This window comes from uncultured Bacteroides sp. (assembly GCF_958445495.1).
In the GTDB taxonomy this organism is placed as follows: domain Bacteria; phylum Bacteroidota; class Bacteroidia; order Bacteroidales; family Bacteroidaceae; genus Bacteroides.
The window spans coordinates 24716-45203 of the sequence record NZ_CAUCSQ010000037.1; the positions used below are offsets into that span (position 1 = coordinate 24716).

A 20488-nucleotide genomic window follows, 5' to 3' on the forward strand; every position below is an offset into this window, starting at 1 on the left:
TTATTTATGTTATATTATCTATTTGAGTGGTTGCATAAACTAAATTTCCCCGGAGCGGGCATGTTCGGTTACACCTCGTTCCGCGCCTTGATGGCCGTCATCATTGCATTGCTTATCTCAAGTATCTGGGGAGACAGGTTTATCAACCTGTTGAAGAAAAAGCAAATTACAGAAACGCAGCGCGATGAAAAGACAGACCCGTTCGGCGTCAACAAAGTGGGCGTACCGAGCATGGGAGGCGTCATCATTATCGTAGCTATCCTGATACCCTGTCTCTTACTGGGGAAACTGCATAACATATATATGATACTGATGCTGATAACAACCGTATGGTTAGGGTCACTCGGCTTTGCCGATGACTACATCAAAATCTTCAAAAAAGACAAAGAAGGATTGCACGGAAAGTTCAAGATTATCGGCCAGGTAGGACTGGGGCTGATTGTCGGACTTACCCTGTACCTAAGCCCTGACGTCGTTATCCGCGAAAACATCGAAGTGCATACTCCCGGACAAGAGATGGAAGTGATACACGGAACAAACAACGTAAAGTCAACCCAAACGACCATCCCTTTCTTCAAAAGTAACAACCTCGACTACGCCGACCTCGTAGCCTTCATGGGCGACCACGCACAGGCGGCAGGGTGGGTGCTGTTCGTCATTATCACCATCTTCGTGGTGACTTCCGTATCCAACGGAGCCAACCTGAATGACGGAATGGACGGAATGGCCGCAGGTAACTCCGCCATTATCGGCGCCACACTGGGCATCCTGGCATACGTATCGTCACATATGGAATTCGCAAGCTACCTGAACATCATGTACATCCCCGGATCGGAAGAACTGGTTATCTACATCTGCGCCTTCATCGGCGCACTGATTGGTTTCCTGTGGTACAATGCTTATCCGGCACAAGTATTTATGGGAGATACGGGCAGTCTGACCATAGGCGGTATTATTGCGGTATTCGCCATCATCATCCACAAAGAATTACTGATACCGATTCTTTGCGGCGTATTCTTGGTAGAGAACCTGTCAGCCATCCTGCAACGGGTTTACTACAAGGCGGGAAAACGGAAAGGAGTAAAACAACGGTTGTTCAAGCGGGCTCCGATTCACGACCACTTCCGTACTTCCATGAACCTGATAGAACCGGGATGTACCGTGAAATTCACCAAACCCGACCAATTGTTTCACGAATCAAAAATTACCGTCCGTTTCTGGATTGTAACGATTGTGCTGGCAGCAATAACGATTATCACATTAAAGATAAGATAACAGCCGACCGCCGTATCACCGGGCAAAAGATACGGCAGCCGTATATATATTGAGAGTATTAACCCGATTATTAACTTTTAAAAGATGTGCCCGTCCGACAAGCCAACAATATTTCGGGCAAATAAGAGCACATTACCGTAAATGAAAAGAATTGTAATTTTAGGAGCTGGCGAAAGCGGTTCAGGTGCAGCCGTACTCGCTAAAGTCAAAGGATTTGAGACATTTGTTTCGGACATGTCCGTTATCAAGGACAAGTATAAGGAACTTCTCGGCAACCATCAGATTGCCTGGGAAGAAGGCCGTCACACCGAAGAACTCATTCTGAATGCCGACGAAGTAATCAAAAGTCCCGGCATCCCGAATGACGCCCCGCTCATCCTGAAACTGAAAGCTCAAGGTACGCCGGTCATCTCAGAGATTGAATTCGCCGGACGCTACACCAATGCCAAAATGATTTGTATCACCGGTTCGAACGGAAAGACGACTACCACCTCGCTTATCTACCATATCTTCAAGAGTGCGGGCCTGAACGTAGGATTAGCCGGCAATATCGGCAAAAGCCTCGCCTTGCAGGTAGCTGAGGACCACCATGATTATTATATCATCGAACTCAGCTCTTTCCAACTGGACAACATGTATAACTTCCGTGCCAATATCGCTGTATTGATGAACATCACACCGGACCATTTGGACCGTTACGACCACTGCATGCAAAACTACATCGACGCCAAGTTCCGCATCACGCAGAACCAGACACCGGACGATGCCTTCATTTTCTGGAATGACGACCCGATTATCAAGCACGAGCTGGCAAAACACGGCCTGAAAGCCCACCTGTATCCTTTCGCCGCCGTCAAAGAAGACGGAGCCATCGCCTACGTAGAAGACCATGAAGTAAAAATCACCGAGCCGATTGCCTTCAACATGGAACAGGAAGAGCTTGCCCTGACAGGACAACACAACCTATATAACTCTCTGGCAGCCGGTATCTCAGCCAACCTCGCCGGTATCACCAAAGAGAACATCCGTAAAGCCCTCTCTGACTTTAAGGGAGTGGAACACCGGCTGGAGAAAGTAGCGCGTGTCCGCGGAATCGACTTCATCAATGACTCAAAAGCCACCAATGTCAATTCCTGCTGGTATGCCCTTCAGAGCATGACTACCAAAACAGTGCTGATTCTCGGCGGCAAAGACAAAGGCAACGACTACACGGAAATCGAAGACCTGGTGCGTGAGAAATGTTCCGCCCTGGTATATCTGGGACTCCATAACGAGAAACTCCATCACTTCTTCGACCGCCTCGGACTCCCCGTAGCCGACATACAAACCGGTATGAAAGACGCCGTAGAAGCAGCCTATAAACTAGCCCAAAAAGGCGAAACCGTACTATTAAGCCCCTGTTGCGCCTCCTTCGACTTATTCAAGAGTTACGAAGACCGTGGCGAGCAGTTTAAAAAATATGTAAGAGAACTGTAAAACTGTAAATTACCTATTATAAAGTGGATTTATTAAAGAACATATTCAAAGGCGATAAGGTAATCTGGATTATCTTTCTCTGTCTCTGCCTCATTTCGATTATCGAAGTGTTCTCGGCAGCATCAACACTGACCTACAAAAGCGGAGACCACTGGGGACCGATTACACAACACTCGATTATCTTGATGGTAGGCGCCGTAGTAGTCGTATTCCTGCACAACGTACCCTACAAATGGTTCCAGGTATTTCCGGTATTTCTGTATCCGGTCTCCCTGGTCTTGCTGGCATTCGTCACATTGATGGGTATCATCACAGGCGACCGTGTCAATGGGGCAGCCCGCTGGATGACCTTTATGGGATTACAGTTCCAACCCTCGGAACTAGCCAAGATGGCCGTAATCATCGCCGTTTCTTTCATCCTGTCCAAAAAACAGGATGAAGACGGTGCCAACCCCAAAGCCTTTAAATATATCATGTTCCTTACCGGGTTGGTTTTCCTTCTCATCGCGCCCGAAAACCTGTCAACGGCCATGCTGCTCTTCGGAGTGGTATGCATGATGATGTTCATCGGGCGGGTATCCGCCAAAAAACTGTTCGGCATGTTGGGAGTACTGATACTCATAGGCGGAATGGGCGTAGGAGTGCTGATGGCCGTTCCGGCAAAGACACTGCACAACACTCCGGGTCTCCACCGTTTTGAAACCTGGCAGAACCGCGTTTCCGGTTTCTTCGACAAAGAAGAAGTACCCGCCTCCAAATTCGACATTGACAAAGACGCACAAGTCGCACATGCACGCATAGCCATCGCTACCAGCAACATAGTCGGCAAAGGACCGGGCAACTCCATTCAGCGCGACTTCCTGAGCCAGGCATTCTCCGATTTCATCTTCGCCATCGTCATTGAAGAAATGGGACTGATAGGAGGCATATTCGTAGTGTTCCTCTACCTGTGCCTGTTAATGCGGGCAGGACGGATCGCCCAGAAATGCGAGCGTACCTTTCCCGCTTTCCTCGTCATGGGTATCGCTTTGCTGCTGGTATCCCAAGCCATACTGAACATGATGGTCGCCGTAGGATTGTTCCCCGTCACGGGACAACCGTTGCCCTTAGTCAGCAAAGGAGGGACAAGCACGCTAATCAACTGCGCCTACATCGGAATGATACTAAGCGTAAGCCGGTACACAGCCCATCTGGAAGAACAGAAAGCCCACGATGCCCAGATTCAGCTACAAATAGAGATGAATCCGGGAGACTCCGAAGCGCAGGCGGCAGCAGAACCGACAGCCCGGATTCTGAACAGCGATGCCAAATTCGAGGATGAAAACGACATCAATAAAGAAAAATAACAACGTATGCCGGATAACGGCATAAAACAGATTACAGCATGAAGACGGACAAGAGACGATGAACGGACAACAATGAAAAAAGGACAGAAGAAAAGACTATTATGAAAAAGGAACTTCGAATCATTATCAGCGGTGGAGGCACGGGAGGGCACATCTTCCCGGCCATTTCCATTGCAAACGCCATAAAAGAGATACGCCCTGACGCAAAAATACTCTTTGTAGGAGCCGAAGGACGTATGGAGATGCAACGAGTGCCCGATGCAGGCTATGAAATCATAGGATTGCCGGTTGCAGGCTTCGACCGCAAACACCTGTGGAAAAACGTGACGGTACTCGTCAAGCTGGCGCACAGCCAATGGAAGGCACGTAAAATTATCAAAGACTTCCGTCCGCAAGTGGCTGTCGGAGTAGGCGGATACGCCAGCGGACCTACCCTGAAAACAGCCGGCATGATGGGGATTCCGACCTTAATCCAGGAACAGAATTCCTATGCGGGAGTTACCAACAAACTATTGGCGCAAAAGGCAAAAACAATTTGCGTAGCCTATGACGGAATGGAAAAATTCTTCCCCGCCGACAAAATCATCATGACAGGCAATCCCGTCCGCCAGAACCTGACAAAAGACATGCCTTCCCAAGAAGAAGCACTGCGTTCCTTCAAGCTGCAGACAGACCGGAAAACCATCCTGATTGTAGGCGGAAGCCTGGGGGCAGGCACTATCAACCGGACACTGGCGGCCGGGCTGGACATCATCAAAAAGAACAGTGACGTGCAGTTTATCTGGCAAACAGGCGCTTACTATTACCCGCAAATATCGGAAACGGTGAAATCTGCCGGAGAAATCCCGAACCTGTACGTAACAGCTTTCATTAAAGACATGGCGGCAGCCTATGCCGCAGCCGATCTCGTTATCTCCCGTGCAGGTGCAGGCTCCATCTCCGAGTTCTGTCTTTTACGCAAACCGGTCATCCTAATCCCTTCGCCCAATGTGGCGGAAGACCATCAGACCAAAAACGCGCTGGCTCTGGCAGACAAGCAGGCTGCCATTTACATAAAAGACAGCGAAGCGGAAACCCTATTGCTGGATATAGCTCTGTCCACAGTCAACGATGAGAAAAAATTGAAAGAACTAAGCGAGCATATCGCCAAGTTAGCCCTACCCGACTCGGCAAGGATAATTGCCCGGGAAGTCATCAAACTGGCGGAAATGGAAACGAATGAATACAGATAAACAGAATAATAAGGTCAACACAGCCAGGAATTACCTCCTGCAAGCCGGACAGAACTTCCGGCATGTAATCCCTGTCTGAAATCAAAAAAACGAAAAAATGAATATTGAAACGATAAAATCAGTCTATTTCATAGGCGCCGGCGGCATCGGCATGAGTGCGCTCGTGCGCTATTTCCTGTTCAAGGGGAAAACAGTAGCGGGCTATGACCGCACTCCCACCCCTTTGACAGATTCCCTGATAGCCGAAGGCGCACAAATACACTTTGAAGAGAATGCCTCCCTGATTCCCGAAGCCTGCAAAGACAAGGAAAGCACACTCGTCATATTCACCCCTGCCGTCCCGCAGGAACACGAAGAACTCGCCTACTTCCGCAACAACGGATTCGAGATACAGAAACGCGCTCAAGTACTGGGCACGATTACCCGCTCAAGCAAAAGCCTGTGTGTAGCGGGAACCCACGGGAAAACCACCACCTCCGTCATGACTGCCCACTTGCTCCACCAGTCGCACGTAGAATGCACCGCTTTTCTCGGAGGAATCTCCAAGAACTACGGGAGCAACCTGCTGCTCTCCCCAAAGAGTCCCTATACAGTTATTGAAGCGGATGAGTTCGACCGCTCCTTCCATTGGCTGTCTCCTTATATGTCAGTTATCACCGCCACAGACCCCGACCACCTGGACATCTACGGGACAGAACAAGCATACCTGGAAAGTTTCGAACACTACACCACACTCATCCAACCGGGCGGCGCATTGATTATCCGAAAGGGAATCTCCCTGCAACCGAAAGTACAACCCGGCGTACGCATCTACACATACTCACGTGACGAGGGCGATTTCCATGCAGAAAACATCCGCATCGGCAACGGCGAGATACAGATAGACTTCATCACTCCGGACACACGAATCAACGATATCCGGTTGGGAGTCCCGGTAAGCATTAACATCGAAAACGGAGTGGCGGCCATGGCATTGGCGCATCTGAACGGAGTGACTGACGAAGAAATCAAAAGAGGAATGGAAAGCTTCCGTGGAGTAGACCGCCGGTTCGATTTTAAAATCAAGAACGAGCGCACTGTCTTCCTCAGCGACTATGCCCATCATCCGTCTGAAATCAGGCAGAGCGTACTGTCCATACGCGAGCTCTATAAAGACAGAAAAATTACAGCCGTCTTCCAGCCTCACCTCTACACCCGTACACGCGACTTCTACCAAGAATTTGCCGACAGCCTCTCATTACTCGATGAAGTGATTCTCGCCGACATCTACCCGGCACGCGAAACACCGATTCCGGGTGTCAGCAGCAGGCTGATTTACGACAACCTCCGTCCGGGCATCGAAAAAAGCCTGTGTAAAAAGGAAGAGATACCGAACATTCTGAAAGAAAAAGACATTGAAGTATTAATCGTTCTGGGAGCGGGTGATATAGACAACTATGTCCCCGAAATACAAAAAATACTGGAAATGAAGAACAATGTTAATCAATAAAACATTATGGTAAAAAGAATCCTTCTGTCCATCGTCATGTTGGTACTCATAGCCTACCTCATAGTAGCTATCACTGCCTTCAACCGCAAGCCTGCCGACCAGACCTGCCGTGACATGGAACTGGTTATCAAGGATACCGCTTATGCCGGCTTTATCACCAAAGACGAACTGAAAGGTATCCTCCAGCACAAAGGAATTTATCCCATCGGAAGAAAGATGGAGCGCATTTCCACCAAAACGCTGGAACGCGAACTGAGCAGGCATCCGCTGATTGACGAAGCAGAATGTTACAAGACTCCCAGCGGTAAAATCTGCGTGGAAGTCACGCAACGCATCCCCATCCTCCGGGTAATGAGTTCCAACGGTGAGAATTACTACCTTGACAACAAAGGAAACATCATGCCGCCGGAGGCAAAATGCGTCGCCCACCGGATAATTGTCACCGGAAACGTAGAAAAGTCGTTTGCAATGAAGGATTTATATAAGTTTGGTGTATTTTTGCATAATAATAAATTCTGGGACGCCCAGATAGAGCAGATCCATGTGTTGCCCGACCAGAACATCGAATTGGTGCCGCGTGTGGGAGACCATCTGGTCTATCTCGGAAAACTGGAGAACTTTGAAGATAAACTGGCACGTTTGAAGGAGTTCTACAAAAAAGGACTCAACCGGGTAGGCTGGAACAAATATTCACGTATCAATCTCGAATTCAGCAACCAGATTATCTGTACAAAACGAGAGTAGTTGATAAGTGATAGATGATAAGTAAACAGTCTCTCTATATAGTAAATTGTAAATAGTAAAATAGTAAATAAAATAACCCTATGGCAACAACAGAATTTATCGCCGCTATTGAACTTGGTTCATCGAAGATAACCGGTGTGGCCGGAAAAAAGAACAGTGACGGAAGCATGCAGATACTAGCGTATGCCCAGGAAGACTCCTCTACGTTCATCCGCAAAGGAGTAATCTTCAATCTGGACAAAACGGCGCAAAGCCTGACTTCCATCATTAACAGACTGGAAGGTGAGTTGAAAAACTCAATTGCCAAAGTATATGTAGGCATAGGCGGACAGTCACTCCGTACAGTCCGCAACGTAGTCAGCCGCGATTTGGAAGAAGAAGCCATCATATCGGAAGAACTCGTCAGCTCCATCGGCGACGAAAATGTTGCCGTTCCGGTGGTCGATATGGACATACTGGATGTAGCCCCGCAGGAGTATAAAGTAGGCAATAACCTGCAAGCCAATCCGGTAGGACTCGTAGGAAGCCATATCGAAGGACGTTTTCTCAATATCATAGCCCGCACTTCCGTCCGGAAGAATCTGGAACACTGTTTCGAACAAGCCAAAATCGACATTGCCGAACAACTGATAGCCCCGTTGGTAACGGCCAATGCCGTGCTGACCGAAAGCGAACGCCGTTCGGGTTGTGCGTTGATTGACTTCGGGGCGGATACCACCACCATTTCCGTCTACAAAAACAACATTCTCCGCTTCCTGACCGTGTTGCCATTGGGAGGCAACAGCATCACCCGCGATATTACTACCTTGCAAATGGAGGAAGAAGAAGCGGAACGCCTGAAAAAGGAATACGGCGATGTCCTCTACGAGGAAGAAGAACAGGAGGAAGCCGCGACCTGCCAACTGGACGATGACAGCCGTGCCATCAAGATAGCCGACCTGAACAACATCATCGAGGCACGTGCCGAAGAAATCATCGCCAACGTATGGAACCAGATTCAACTATCCGGCTACGAGGACAAACTGCTGGCGGGAATCGTTCTGACAGGAGGAGCCGCCAACCTGAAAAACCTGGACGAAATGTTGCGCAAACGCAGCAAGATAGAAAAGCTCCGGACAGCCAAACTGCCGCGCAACACAGTGCATGCTCCAAGTGACATCCTGAAAAAAGACGGTTCGCAAAACACCCTTTTCGGACTTCTGTTTGAAGGAAACCAGAACTGCTGCCTGACGGAAACCGCCCCGCAAATCCCCGTTACTTCCAAGCCGGAAACGGAAACGCACAAGACGGCCGACATATTCGCAGACGACCAGGAGCTGAAAGAGCAGGCGCGCATCGCCCAACTCAAGAAAGAAAAAGAAGAGAAAGAAGCCAAGATAGCAGCAAAAGAGGCGGAGAGGTTGCGTAAACAGAAAGAAAAGGAAGAGAAGGAAAGACGGAAAAAAGAATCCGGTCCCAGTTGGATTCAGCGTAAGATTGATTCGCTGACGAAAGAGATTTTCTCCGACGACGATATGAAATGAGTTATAAAATCAAAAATCACATAACATGGACGAGATAGTACAATTCGATTTCCCGACGGATTCACCGAAAATCATCAAAGTGATTGGCGTAGGTGGAGGTGGCGGCAATGCCGTAAACCACATGTACCGGGAAGGCATACATGACGTGACGTTCGTTCTTTGTAATACGGACAACCAGGCGCTGGCCGAATCACCCGTTCCGGTGAAGCTGCAACTGGGCCGTAACATCACACAAGGTCTTGGAGCCGGTAACCGTCCCGAACGGGCGCGCGAGGCTGCTGAAGAAAGTATAGAAGACATCCGGAACCAGTTGAATGACGGGACTAAAATGGTATTCATCACTGCCGGAATGGGAGGAGGAACCGGAACCGGAGCCGCCCCTGTCATTGCCCGTATCGCGAAGGAAATGGATATCCTGACTGTCGGTATTGTCACCATCCCATTCATCTTCGAAGGAGAAAAGAAAATCATCCAGGCATTGGACGGTGTAGAACGTATCGCCCAGCACGTAGACGCTTTATTAGTTATCAACAATGAGCGCCTGCGTGAGATATATGCCGACCTGACCTTCATGAACGCTTTTGGTAAAGCCGACGATACGCTTTCCATCGCCGCCAAGAGTATCGCTGAAATCATCACCATGCGCGGCACGGTCAACCTGGACTTCGCCGACGTAAAAACGATTCTGAAAGACGGTGGCGTAGCCATCATGAGTACCGGATTCGGAGAAGGAGAAAACCGGGTAACCAAAGCAATTGACGATGCCTTGCACTCTCCGTTGCTCAACAACAACGATATCTTTAACGCCAAGAAAGTCATGTTGAACGTTTCTTTCTGCCCGTCGTCCGAACTGATGATGGAAGAAATGAACGAAATACATGAGTTCATGAGCAAATTCCGGGAAGGCGTGGAAGTAATCTGGGGCGTAGCCATAGACAACACACTGGATACGAAAGTCAAGATTACCGTACTGGCAACCGGTTTCGGCGTAGAAGACGTGCCCGGCATGGACAGCCTGCATGCAGCACGCAGTCAGGAAGAAGAAGAACGCCAGTTGCAACTTGAAGAAGAAAAAGAAAAGAATAAAGAGCGTATCCGGAAAGCCTACGGAGAAAGTGCCAGCGGCATCGGAAGCAAGAGTTTCCGCAAACGCCGCCACATCTACCTGTTCAACTCGGAAGACTTGGACAACGACGACATCATCGCCATGGTAGAAGACTCGCCCACTTACCAGCGTGACAAGACGACCCTTACCAAAATCAGGACAAAGGCGGCTCTTGAAGAAGAAGTGGCTGCGGAAGAGGCAATGGACGACAACGGCGTCATTACATTCTAATTGAAATTTTCTAAAGAATATCATTTATAGTTAGTATAACCTGTAATTATAAAAGTATGGATTTATTTGACCGGGTCAGCGAAGACATTAAAAACGCAATGAAGGCGAAAGACAAAGTAGCCCTCGAAACTTTGAGAAATGTGAAAAAGGTTTTCCTCGAAGCCAAAACCGCTCAGGGAGTAAACGATACATTGACGGATGACGCAGCTCTGAAAATCATTCAGAAACTGGTTAAACAAGGAAAAGACGCAGCCGAAATTTACGTCGGACAAGGACGTCAGGACCTTGCGGATACGGAACTGGCGCAAGTGGTAGTCATGGAAAAATACCTGCCGAAACAAATGTCTGCCGAAGAACTGGAAGCCGCACTAAAGGAAATCATCGCCGAAACGGGAGCCACCAGCGGTAAGGATATGGGTAAAGTAATGGGAGTCGCTTCCAAAAAACTGGCGGGACTTGCCGAAGGCCGTGCCATTTCCGCCAAAGTAAAAGAACTTTTGGGATAAACGTCTTTCTCTTCTACCAGAAGTATTTTTTGTTTTTTATTTCTCATTACTCGTAAAATCGAGATAAGAGATTAACCATCAGCAATACATTTATAAAGGCTGTCCTAAAATAAAAAATGGGACAGCCTTCCTTATAATTTATAAACTGTAACATAAGAATCTCCGCGATTCCTACCTCGTATTTCTAACAAGTGAAGGCTATAATAGCGGAGATTTCTCCTTTTAAAATTGAATCCATAAGATTTCCAACTTTCAATCTCCAGGCTGAAACAATTTCTTCTTTGCATTCGGCGATAAGCCTAATCGAACAACTCCTTCAAGACTTCCAACGACTTCAATACCGGAAAATCAGGCAGATGCAAACGGTAATAATCATTCATTATCGTCAGACAACGGGCGCGTTCCGCCCGGCTCATCGCGAAAAGATGCATCGTTTCATAATTCATACGCATCAATTGACGGAGACGTCCCGCCTCTTCAGGATTGATATAAGAGGAATGCATCTGGGGGCGGACGGAAGTAAAACAGGCATTCAGCATATCAAAATAATCACCCGTATGATAATCGTCCAGATTAGGATAAAGACCCAGGAAACGGGAAAGCCGCATCAGGAAAACCAGATGAAAATTGGAAAACCCTTCCGGACATTCGTCCAGCCAGACGATTGAGTGCTGCAAATAAGCGAACAACGAACGATTTTCAGCCTCTTCCCGAACTGCCCGATAAAGAAATTCGGAAAGGAAAAGCGCCATCGAAGACTTGTACGGATCATAAGGGATAGAGGAAAAGGGATAAAAAGATTTCGCATCCCGGATACGGTAAATAGACGTGTTGGGCCGGTAATCCGCCTCAAATTCGATAAAAGACAAAGGTTGGAACAGGACGGACTTTACCGTCGCCTTCCGTGAACGGGGGACCGACACCAAGAAAGAAGCCCTTCCGGACAACTCCGTATACATATCGACAATGATAGACGTATCATTGTATTTAAGCGTATGAAGAACTATTCCTTTCGTTTTCTGCAGCATAACCGGTTCACTTCATTTCCAAATCCGGAACAAAACTACAAAAATACGGGATAATCCGCCACTTTTTAGGAGGATTAACAACAAAAAAGATGGCTACTTTTGTTATAGTCCATGACTAACAAGTAAAGATAAACAAAACTTATGAAACGAAAAAGCAATAAAAACGGATTCACCGGATGTGCCAAAGCGTATATCCGGAATTTACAGGAAGAAGGCCGCTATTCAACGGCACATGTGTATAAGAATGCAATCTTTTCATTTACGAAGTTCTGCGGTACGCCGGACATCGCATTCGGTCAGATTAACCGCGACAGCCTCCGGCGGTACGGGCAATATCTTTTCGAATGCGGATTAAAGCCCAACACCGTATCGACGTATATGCGCATGTTACGTAGCATCTACAACCGGGGTGTCGAAACCGGTATCGCCCGTTTTATCCCGCGGCTGTTCCGCGACGTATTCACAGGAGTGGACGTACGGCAAAAAAAAGCGTTGCCTATCGATGAACTGCACGCACTTCTCTACAAGGTTCCCCAGTCCCGGCAACTCCGGCGGACACAAATGATTGCCCGGCTGATGTTCCAGTTCTGTGGAATGCCTTTCTCCGATTTCGCACATATGGAAAAGTCGGCGCTGAAAAACGGAATACTCAGATATAAACGTATCAAAACCGGCACGCCGATGAGTATCGAGATATTGGATGCCGCCCAAAAAGAGATGAACGAGTTGTATAACGGCAAAACACCGGCAGAAGACTGTCCGGACTACCTGTTCGACATCCTGAAAGGCGACAAGAAACGGAAAGAGGAAAGGGAATACAAGGAATACCAGTCGGCTCTCCGGCGGTTCAACAACCAACTGAAAAGCCTCTCAAGAGAACTGCACTTGAAATCGCCCGTCAGTTCATACACCATACGGCATTCTTGGGCTACCAATGCCAAATACCACGGTATCCCCATCGAAATGATTAGCGAATCTCTGGGACACAAATCAATTAAAACGACACAAACTTATTTAAAAGGCTTCGGATTGGAAAAAAGAACGGAGGCTAACAAGATAAATTGTTTTTACGTAAAATCTTATAGCACGAATAAACCGCAAGAGATAAATATCTAAATATAAACTATTTAACTTTTCCATTACTTCTTAGGTAACAGATATAATTTTTGCACAAAGGTATATAAAAATAACATCACATTCCAAATTAATCGGACTTTATTTTATTTTTTTCTTTTGAAAAAATAAAATAGAAAGCAAGAACATGAATGATGCGAATTTCATGTTCCAACCATCTATTGGCGCAATTATCGGACTAAGTTTCGTCCGAAAGCTTTCAGAAACATTTTGATATTAAAAGACCGCCGTCTTTTTCCACTTTTTTTCCATAATACAGTCATAAGACAGAAGTTCCGTTACCTAAGAAGTAACGGATATTCATAAATAAGAAATTATGACACACAAACCGAATATCACCCCCGAAAGGAAATTGCCTGCCGGCAAAAAGCAGGGATGTGCGATTAGAACTTGGTCGGTCGCCATTCTCCTTGTTATGTGCTGCTTGGCGGTTTCGGAACTTCGCGGACAAAATATAGCCCTTAAAAGCAACTTGCTTTATGACCTCACCACCTCAATCAGCATAGGAGGAGAAATACGGTGTGACGATACGCATACATTTAACCTTTCCCTCAGTTACAACCCGTGGGAGTTCGGAGGGAACAAGAAAATGAAACATTTTCTGATACAGCCGGAATACCGCAAATGGTTTAATGAAGCATTCGCAGGAAGCTTTATCGGCTTTCAACTGCATTATGCCGCGTTCAACTTCGGAGGAATGCTTCCTTGGGGATTCAGCGATGGGAAAATGTTCGGAATCGAGAACAAACAAATCATCAATAACCGATATCAGGGGAACCTGGCAGGTTTCGGCATCTCTTATGGTTACCAATGGCTGATTAGCCCGCAATGGAACTTAGAAGCAGGAATCGCATTGGGATATGCCCATCTCAACTACAAACGCTACGGACAACCTGAAAAGGCAGCTTTGCTGGAGAAATCTCATTGCAACTATTGGGGACCTACCCAAATAGGAATATCAGTCGTCTACTTTATCCGATAAATCAAACTAATAACCCTATAAAATGAAAACGAACGCATTCATATTTCTGAGTTTACTGATATGCAATTTGCTTCCGGCACAAAACATAAAACTGGATATCAAACCTCATTTCATGGAGGTACGGGCAGATTCTCTGTTCCTTTCCATGGACATGCTGGTAAATGTAGAAGACATGGGGTCTAAAAACGCCGTCATGCTGACACCTGTGCTGACCAGCCAGGAACGGAGAGTGTTATTGCCGCCGGTCCAGCTAAACGGTAAACAAAAGCATAAATTATATTTACGCAGCCAAATACTGCGCAAAAAGAACGGGACCAATGACGGTAATAAGGCTTATTTGGTTCTCGGTGTCGAGGAAGGCCATTCTCAGAACATCGCTTACCGTACTTCTCTGCCGGCAGAAAGCTGGATGAACGAAGCTTCCCTTTATCTAAGGAGAACCGTTGTCAAACCTGACGGAGAACATTCCCTGAAAGACACGCTCATCATAACGCAGCAACAGAACAGCTATACGCCGTTTTTCGATGAAAAACCGGTTCAAGAAAAGGAACCTGTCTACGCCGGGCTTCCCTCTTCCTCTCCAATGCCGGGCGCTACGAAAATGAAATACAAAGGTGCTTATGTATCTCCCGCAACAGACGACATAGACACCCGTAACCAGAAAGAACTGAACTTCAACCTCGAAGAAGCTAAAATCATGGCGGATATCAACCCGCAGATGTTGTCCCTGCGCGAACTCTACACCGTAGCACTGTCATACGCGGAGGACAAGGCCAAGTTCTACCAAATCATCAATACCAGCGTCAAGTTATATCCGGTACATCCCATCGCCAACTTGAATGCGGCGGCGGCAGCCATAGAACAAGGAGATACGAAAGCGGTAGGCAAATTCCTTTCGATGGCTCTTCATGAAGGACTTGCCTACAAAAACTGCCGGGGTGTGTACGAGTTGATGACCGGAAATACTTACGAAGGCATCCGGATGCTGAAAGCAGCCAAGGCGGAAGGTTCCGAAGAAGCGTCGTACAATCTGAATGTATTTTTTGAGAATAGCAAACGTCCTTAATCCAGATAGATGATACAATGAGATACTTTATATTCCTTCTGTTGGTATTCGGTTGCCTGACCTGCCGCGCACAAAAAGTAGCGGTCAGACTTAACGCGCTTCCGGCGATTGACGGAGCTTTCGGGGGAGGAGTCTCATATAGCCTGGGAAATAAGAGCACTGTCGAATTGACGGGAAGCCTGCGTCCCTGGAAACGGAGGGAAACCTATGTAAACCGTTATTGGGTAATACAACCGGAATATAAATACTGGACTTGCCAGAAGTTCAATGGTTTCTTCTGGGGAGGGTATCTCAACGGGGCGCAGTTCAACATCGGAGGGAAACATCTTCCTTTCGGTCTTTTCTCCGGACTGAAAAAGTACCGGTATGAAGGTTGGCTGGTAGGAGGCGGTATCAGTTGCGGTTACCACTGGATGCTGAACGACCATTGGAACATAGAAACAGGAGTAGGAATAGGATATGACTTCATCCGCTATAAACAGTACAACTGCGTTAAGAAATGTGCAGGCTTGCGTGACGAAGGTGATTATCATTATATAGGACCCAATAAAATATCGATAAGTTTAGTTTATCTATTTTAAAAAGGAATAAGATGAAGAATTTGTGGAAAGTCTGGTTCTCCAGAAGAAGAAATATTTACATGCGTATTGCACGGCAATACCGAACTACCCCATGGAAAGTATATCGTTTGGGGCACGGAGGGATAGCTAAATCCAAAAAGGATGTGAAAATATTGCAGGAACTGCAAGAATGCGGAGTCATCTCCCAGATTTATCCGTGGTAAGAAGAAAGACTAAATTTATTATAACGATGAAAACAGGAGCTTTTATCATTGCAGTCATCCTATCTCTTTCACTACAAGCCCAGACAGCTATAATGGAAGACTCTGGCAACGTGCGCGCCGCCTCTTCCAATCTGTATAAGGCGGGGAAAGAACTGGTGATTTCCATTTCACTGGACATCACCCGGGACTTATTGCCCAATGAGTCACTGGTACTGGCGCCTGTTGTCAGCGACAGTCTCGGACATCAAGTGGAGTTACCGCTGATTTATATCAACGGGCGGAAGCAGCACATCATGTTTGCCCGCGAAACCGGCAGGAAAGAAAAGGAGGCACGGGCATTGTTAAGAAAAAACGGAAGCCGTCAGATGATGCATTACCTACATTCCATACCTTTTGAGAAATGGATGAATAACGCCGCACTGTCACTCACGGAGAAGGATTGCGGATGCGGAATCCCCGGCGAAGAAAATTTCACATGCATCGCCCGCTTACACCCGCAACCGATAGCGGTTCCACAACTCGCCTTCCTGGCCCCGCAAGTAGAAGCATCCAAAATCAGAAGTGAAAAAGGAAGCGCGTTTATCGATTTCCCCGTAAATGTAACCGTTATCGACACGGCATACAGCAACAACACTGCGGAATTGGATAAAATTATCGAGACAATCAACACCATCAAGAATGACACTAACGCAAGCATCACACACATCAACATACACGGTTATGCGTCGCCCGACGGCCCCTACAAGCTCAATGAAAGACTGGCACGCGAACGCACACAGGCTTTGAAAGAATATGTATGCCGATTATACGCATTTGACAAGGAGCATATTCATACATCACATACGCCTGAAGACTGGGAAGGATTTGAGGCTTTGCTCACCGACACGGCTTTCCGGCAGAAAGAGGCTGTCATGAAAATCGTGACAAGCAACATCCATCCGGACAGCAAAGAATACAGGCTTAAAAAAAGATTTCCCGCATTTTACCGTTTCGTACTGGATCATTGGTTTATCCTGTTAAGACATTCCGATTATACAATCGAGTATCGTGTACGCCCGTTCACCCTGGAGGAATCGCGGAAAGTATTCGAGACCAACCCCAAGAACCTGAGCCTTGAAGAGATGTTCCGCCTTGCGCTTACCTGCACACCGGGAAGCGAGACTTATAACAGAATCTTCCTGACTGCCGTACAGCTATTCCCGGACAATCCCGTAGCGAATCTGAATGCCGCATGTATAGCCCTGATGCAAAAAGACACCCAAACGGCGGCGGTCTATCTGGAGAAAGCGCCGGAAATGCCGGAAACAATATTGGCAAAAGGAGTCTTACATCTCCTTCAACGCAATTACGAAGAAGCGGAAAAATTATTCCAGCAAGCTAAAGAGGCGGGATTACCGCAAGCAGACATAAACTTAAAACAAATCCTGGAATTAAAATAAATTATTCAACTAAAACTTTATGTACAATGAAAAGATTAAAAAAATTGATGCCGTTGCTTTTACTTGCAACAATTACGCAGTACAGTTGTATCAATGACACTGACGTAGACGCAGTGATGTCCGGAACCCAGACAGAGGACTCTAACGGGAATCTGGCTTTATCTTTCGTAATACCTAACGTAAGCAATACGCGAAGTGCCGAATCGTCCGGCGTTACCGAAACCGGCTCAAAGGATGAGTACAAAGTGAAGAGCCTTACGGTTTATTTGTTCGATGCCAAGACCAAGACATTTGTAGACAAACAAGATTTGAAGAACATCAGCCAAGCAGTTTCCAACGGTCAGACCATACAGTACACTGCCGATAGAATTGTCGTAAATCCGGGTACTTACAACATTTTTGCCATTGCCAACGGACAAGCTGTCGCAAGCAACATCACTACACAGGATGATTTCCTGGGTGCAATCGATGCCGTTACTTACAGCCAAGGGAAAATCACAAACGTGCCGGACGGTGGTTTTGTCATGAGCAACCGCGGTTCCGCCAACCTGAATATCGAAGTAAAAGACCCTGTAGGTTCTGATAAAGTAACGAATGTGTTCATCAACCTGGAACGTGTCGTTGCAAAGGTTGAGTTGACACAGACACAGGAAACATTTCCGTTGCTCGATCCCCACGGAAAGCTTTACTGTACAATCAAGCTCAATAATTTCAGAATGCTGAACCTTGCAACCAAATTTTATACTTTCCGCCACACCGCCGTATTGGATGATTTTCAGGAACCCGGTTCATATACTGATGTGAATTTCGGCGATATCAATCCGACCAACGGTTATGTCATCGACCCTTACTTCTTCAAGAAAACCGTAGAAGGCGCCGCTGACTTTACAAACAGTGATGGATTCTATACGCAGGCATTGGTAGATCTGAACATAAACGACAGTAATTGGGCCGGCATGGCAGAAGCTAACAGTTGGTCTTATATCTACTGTCTGGAAAACTGTATGTACCGTCCTGCCCAGTTGAATGCATACAGCACGGGAGTAATGTTCAGAGCCAATATGAATATCGCAACCGACCGTGTTTTCAACGAAGATAAAGAAGTTGTGGACGATCCGTCCAACTGGCCGAACAAAATGTTCTATTTCAACTATAACTTCTATACCAGCGTAGAAGCGGTCAGAAAGCATGCCCTCAACAACTTGCCTCCTGAAATCAACGACGATTCAACGACAGAAGAGCTTTCCAATTACAACATCAAACGTTTCATGAAATCGGAAAATTTCTCATGCTACTATAATTACTGGATTAAACACGAAGACAACCAGCAACCGACGGAGATGGGCGTAATGGAATTCGGTATTGTGCGTAACAACATATACAGGCTGTCCGTTAACAAAATCGCCGGACTCGGTAGCGGTGATCCTTTCATCGAACCGGAACAACCGGACGAATACAAAGCTGAAATGAACATTGATATCAATGTTCTTCCTTGGGTCGTACGTGATCAAGATGTAGCGCTTGAATAACAAACGACAGAACTAAATCCATTATAGATGCGTCCATTTTTACTATATACTATCTGTGTTATTACCCTGTTCTCATCCTGTAATTGGGTAAATGATGATTTATCAGACTGTCCTTCCGGGACCTGGCTGAAGATTTCGTATACCTATAATATACTGGATGTGGATGCAGCCTCCACACAAGTAGGAGACATCACCGTTCTCGCCTTCGACGAGAATGACAAGTATGTGGACCGGCTAGACGTGGATAGCGTTACATTACATCAAGGCTACTGTATGGTAAGACTACCGTTTCCCGAAGGCAATTATCATTTACTGGTATGGGGAGGGGCTTCCGACCGTACATATCGGTTCCCGAATCTCAAGACCGGACAAACGGAACGGAAATCCCTGAATATGTCACTGATATGCGATAATGGGAACCAGTCAAGCAAAAGGCTGAACGCTCTTTTCTACGGTAGCCTTGAAAATATTGCCATTAGCCAAGAGTACCGGGTATTCACCGCCAGCCTGACAAAGAATACCAATTATTTTTCATGCATACTTCAAGATGAGACGAATGTACCTCTCCGGCAGGAAGACTTCGCCTTCACTCTGGAATCCGCCAACGGTGTGATAGACTACACGAACACCCCGGTCGGTAACGATTTGGTTTATTACCGCCCTTACCGGCAGGAAGAAGCTATCGCATCCGACCAGACTCCTGTCGTTCACGCCAGGCTCAGTACATTACGTCTCATGAAAGGAGACCAGACGAAGTTGTCGATAAAGCATATACCCAGCGGACAAGACATCCTGAGCATCCCGCTTACCTCATATTTACTGTTGTCCAACAACTACATCGGTGAAATGGATGATCAGGAATACCTTGACCGCCAAGACTCATATACGCTTTTATTCTTCGTCAAGCCGTCGACAACAGGAGTCCCGCAGATATGTACGAAAATGAAAGTAAACGGTTGGATTGTGCGTCTGAACAATTCCGAGCTGGAATCCCGATACTAGGGCTTCTTACGGTATTTTGGTGAGATGTTTGAAAAAGGCTACTGTGAAGTATCCTAGCGGGCTGTAAGGCCCCCCTAACACATGTAATGTTTCCCACTACATGTCGATTTTATAAAACGACATTTCCCTTAAAAAGGCGTTTTATTAAAATTGTTTGTTTTGTTTGTGTAGAGTGCATCTTTTCCAGGCGTGGAACGGATGCACTTTTTTATTGCCTTGCAAACGGAGAGAAGAAAAAAGACGCCTGTCTGCGTCATATCCGGCTGATATATAAATATCCTCCCGTCCGAATCCAGTTCCTAATATAATAAGGTATAAGAAAAACTGTTTATGCCGTCGCCCGGAAACGGAAATGAAACGCAAAATTTCAAAGAACATATATTTCTGGAAATCAATACATAGCGAAGAACGGAGAAAAATATTTTGTAAAAAATCGAATTTTCTTTGCCCAAATGTTTGCCAATTTCAAAAAAGTTACTACCTTTGCATCCGCAATCGAGAAACAAACACTGATTCAAGAAAGCAAACCGCAGAAATGCAATAAAAGGATGGCCCGTTCGTCTATCGGTTAGGACGCAAGATTTTCATTCTTGAAAG

18 protein-coding genes are annotated in these 20488 nt (G+C 46.6%); 17 read left to right on the forward strand and 1 reads right to left on the reverse strand.

The window, feature by feature from the left end:
* Window positions 1–6 precede the first annotated feature (6 nt).
* From mraY to Q5076_RS12825, 9 genes are all read left to right on the forward strand, one after another.
* Window positions 7–1275 carry a phospho-N-acetylmuramoyl-pentapeptide-transferase gene (mraY, locus tag Q5076_RS12785; protein WP_303013894.1) on the forward strand — a complete coding sequence of 423 codons (1269 nt, stop codon included), beginning with the start codon at window positions 7–9 and terminating at the stop codon, window positions 1273–1275.
* Window positions 1276–1416: 141 nt separating this feature from the next.
* The gene (gene murD / locus Q5076_RS12790; RefSeq protein ID WP_303013896.1) at window positions 1417–2751 is read left to right on the forward strand and encodes a UDP-N-acetylmuramoyl-L-alanine--D-glutamate ligase; all 1335 of its coding nucleotides are present in this window, start codon (window positions 1417–1419) and stop codon (window positions 2749–2751) included.
* 23 nt (window positions 2752–2774) lie between these two features.
* A complete protein-coding gene (locus Q5076_RS12795; RefSeq protein ID WP_303013898.1) occupies window positions 2775–4097 on the forward strand; it encodes an FtsW/RodA/SpoVE family cell cycle protein in 1323 nt (440 codons plus the stop codon).
* 101 nt (window positions 4098–4198) lie between these two features.
* Entirely contained in the window at window positions 4199–5329 is a 1131-nt protein-coding gene (gene murG / locus Q5076_RS12800) for an undecaprenyldiphospho-muramoylpentapeptide beta-N-acetylglucosaminyltransferase (protein ID WP_303013899.1), read from the forward strand.
* A gap of 97 nt (window positions 5330–5426) precedes the next feature.
* Window positions 5427–6818, forward strand: a complete 1392-nt coding sequence (gene murC, locus Q5076_RS12805) for a UDP-N-acetylmuramate--L-alanine ligase (RefSeq protein ID WP_303013901.1) — start codon at window positions 5427–5429, stop codon at window positions 6816–6818.
* Between the two features lie 6 nt (window positions 6819–6824).
* A complete protein-coding gene (locus Q5076_RS12810; RefSeq protein ID WP_303013903.1) occupies window positions 6825–7562 on the forward strand; it encodes a cell division protein FtsQ/DivIB in 738 nt (245 codons plus the stop codon).
* 80 nt (window positions 7563–7642) lie between these two features.
* Window positions 7643–9085, forward strand: a complete 1443-nt coding sequence (gene ftsA / locus Q5076_RS12815) for a cell division protein FtsA (RefSeq protein ID WP_303013905.1) — start codon at window positions 7643–7645, stop codon at window positions 9083–9085.
* A 25-nt stretch (window positions 9086–9110) separates the two neighbouring features.
* A complete protein-coding gene (ftsZ, locus tag Q5076_RS12820) occupies window positions 9111–10421 on the forward strand; it encodes a cell division protein FtsZ (RefSeq protein ID WP_303013906.1) in 1311 nt (436 codons plus the stop codon).
* A gap of 56 nt (window positions 10422–10477) precedes the next feature.
* Window positions 10478–10927 (forward strand): GatB/YqeY domain-containing protein, encoded by a 450-nt coding sequence (locus Q5076_RS12825; RefSeq protein WP_303013908.1) that lies wholly within the window; start codon window positions 10478–10480, stop codon window positions 10925–10927.
* 299 nt (window positions 10928–11226) lie between these two features.
* Here Q5076_RS12825 and recO read toward each other — a convergent pair whose 3' ends face one another.
* Entirely contained in the window at window positions 11227–11955 is a 729-nt protein-coding gene (recO, locus tag Q5076_RS12830) for a DNA repair protein RecO (protein WP_303013910.1), read from the reverse strand.
* 141 nt (window positions 11956–12096) lie between these two features.
* On the opposite strand from recO, the gene Q5076_RS12835 reads away from it, so the two are divergent.
* From Q5076_RS12835 to Q5076_RS12870, 8 genes are all read left to right on the forward strand, one after another.
* Window positions 12097–13071, forward strand: a complete 975-nt coding sequence (locus Q5076_RS12835; protein ID WP_303013911.1) for a tyrosine-type DNA invertase cluster 3b — start codon at window positions 12097–12099, stop codon at window positions 13069–13071.
* A 433-nt stretch (window positions 13072–13504) separates the two neighbouring features.
* Complete coding sequence (locus Q5076_RS12840; protein WP_303013923.1) at window positions 13505–14071, forward strand: DUF3575 domain-containing protein; 567 nt, start codon at window positions 13505–13507, stop codon at window positions 14069–14071.
* Between the two features lie 22 nt (window positions 14072–14093).
* Window positions 14094–15137: a DUF3868 domain-containing protein gene (locus Q5076_RS12845; protein ID WP_303013913.1), complete on the forward strand. Its 1044-nt coding sequence runs from the start codon at window positions 14094–14096 to the stop codon at window positions 15135–15137.
* 17 nt (window positions 15138–15154) lie between these two features.
* A complete protein-coding gene (locus Q5076_RS12850) occupies window positions 15155–15718 on the forward strand; it encodes a DUF3575 domain-containing protein (protein WP_303013914.1) in 564 nt (187 codons plus the stop codon).
* Window positions 15719–15729: 11 nt separating this feature from the next.
* Complete coding sequence (locus tag Q5076_RS12855) at window positions 15730–15921, forward strand: hypothetical protein (RefSeq protein ID WP_303013916.1); 192 nt, start codon at window positions 15730–15732, stop codon at window positions 15919–15921.
* A 26-nt stretch (window positions 15922–15947) separates the two neighbouring features.
* Entirely contained in the window at window positions 15948–17360 is a 1413-nt protein-coding gene (locus Q5076_RS12860; RefSeq protein WP_303013917.1) for a DUF3868 domain-containing protein, read from the forward strand.
* A 26-nt stretch (window positions 17361–17386) separates the two neighbouring features.
* The gene (locus Q5076_RS12865; RefSeq protein WP_303013919.1) at window positions 17387–18889 is read left to right on the forward strand and encodes an Mfa1 family fimbria major subunit; all 1503 of its coding nucleotides are present in this window, start codon (window positions 17387–17389) and stop codon (window positions 18887–18889) included.
* Between the two features lie 27 nt (window positions 18890–18916).
* Window positions 18917–19891 (forward strand): FimB/Mfa2 family fimbrial subunit, encoded by a 975-nt coding sequence (locus Q5076_RS12870; RefSeq protein WP_303013920.1) that lies wholly within the window; start codon window positions 18917–18919, stop codon window positions 19889–19891.
* Window positions 19892–20488: the final 597 nt, after the last annotated feature.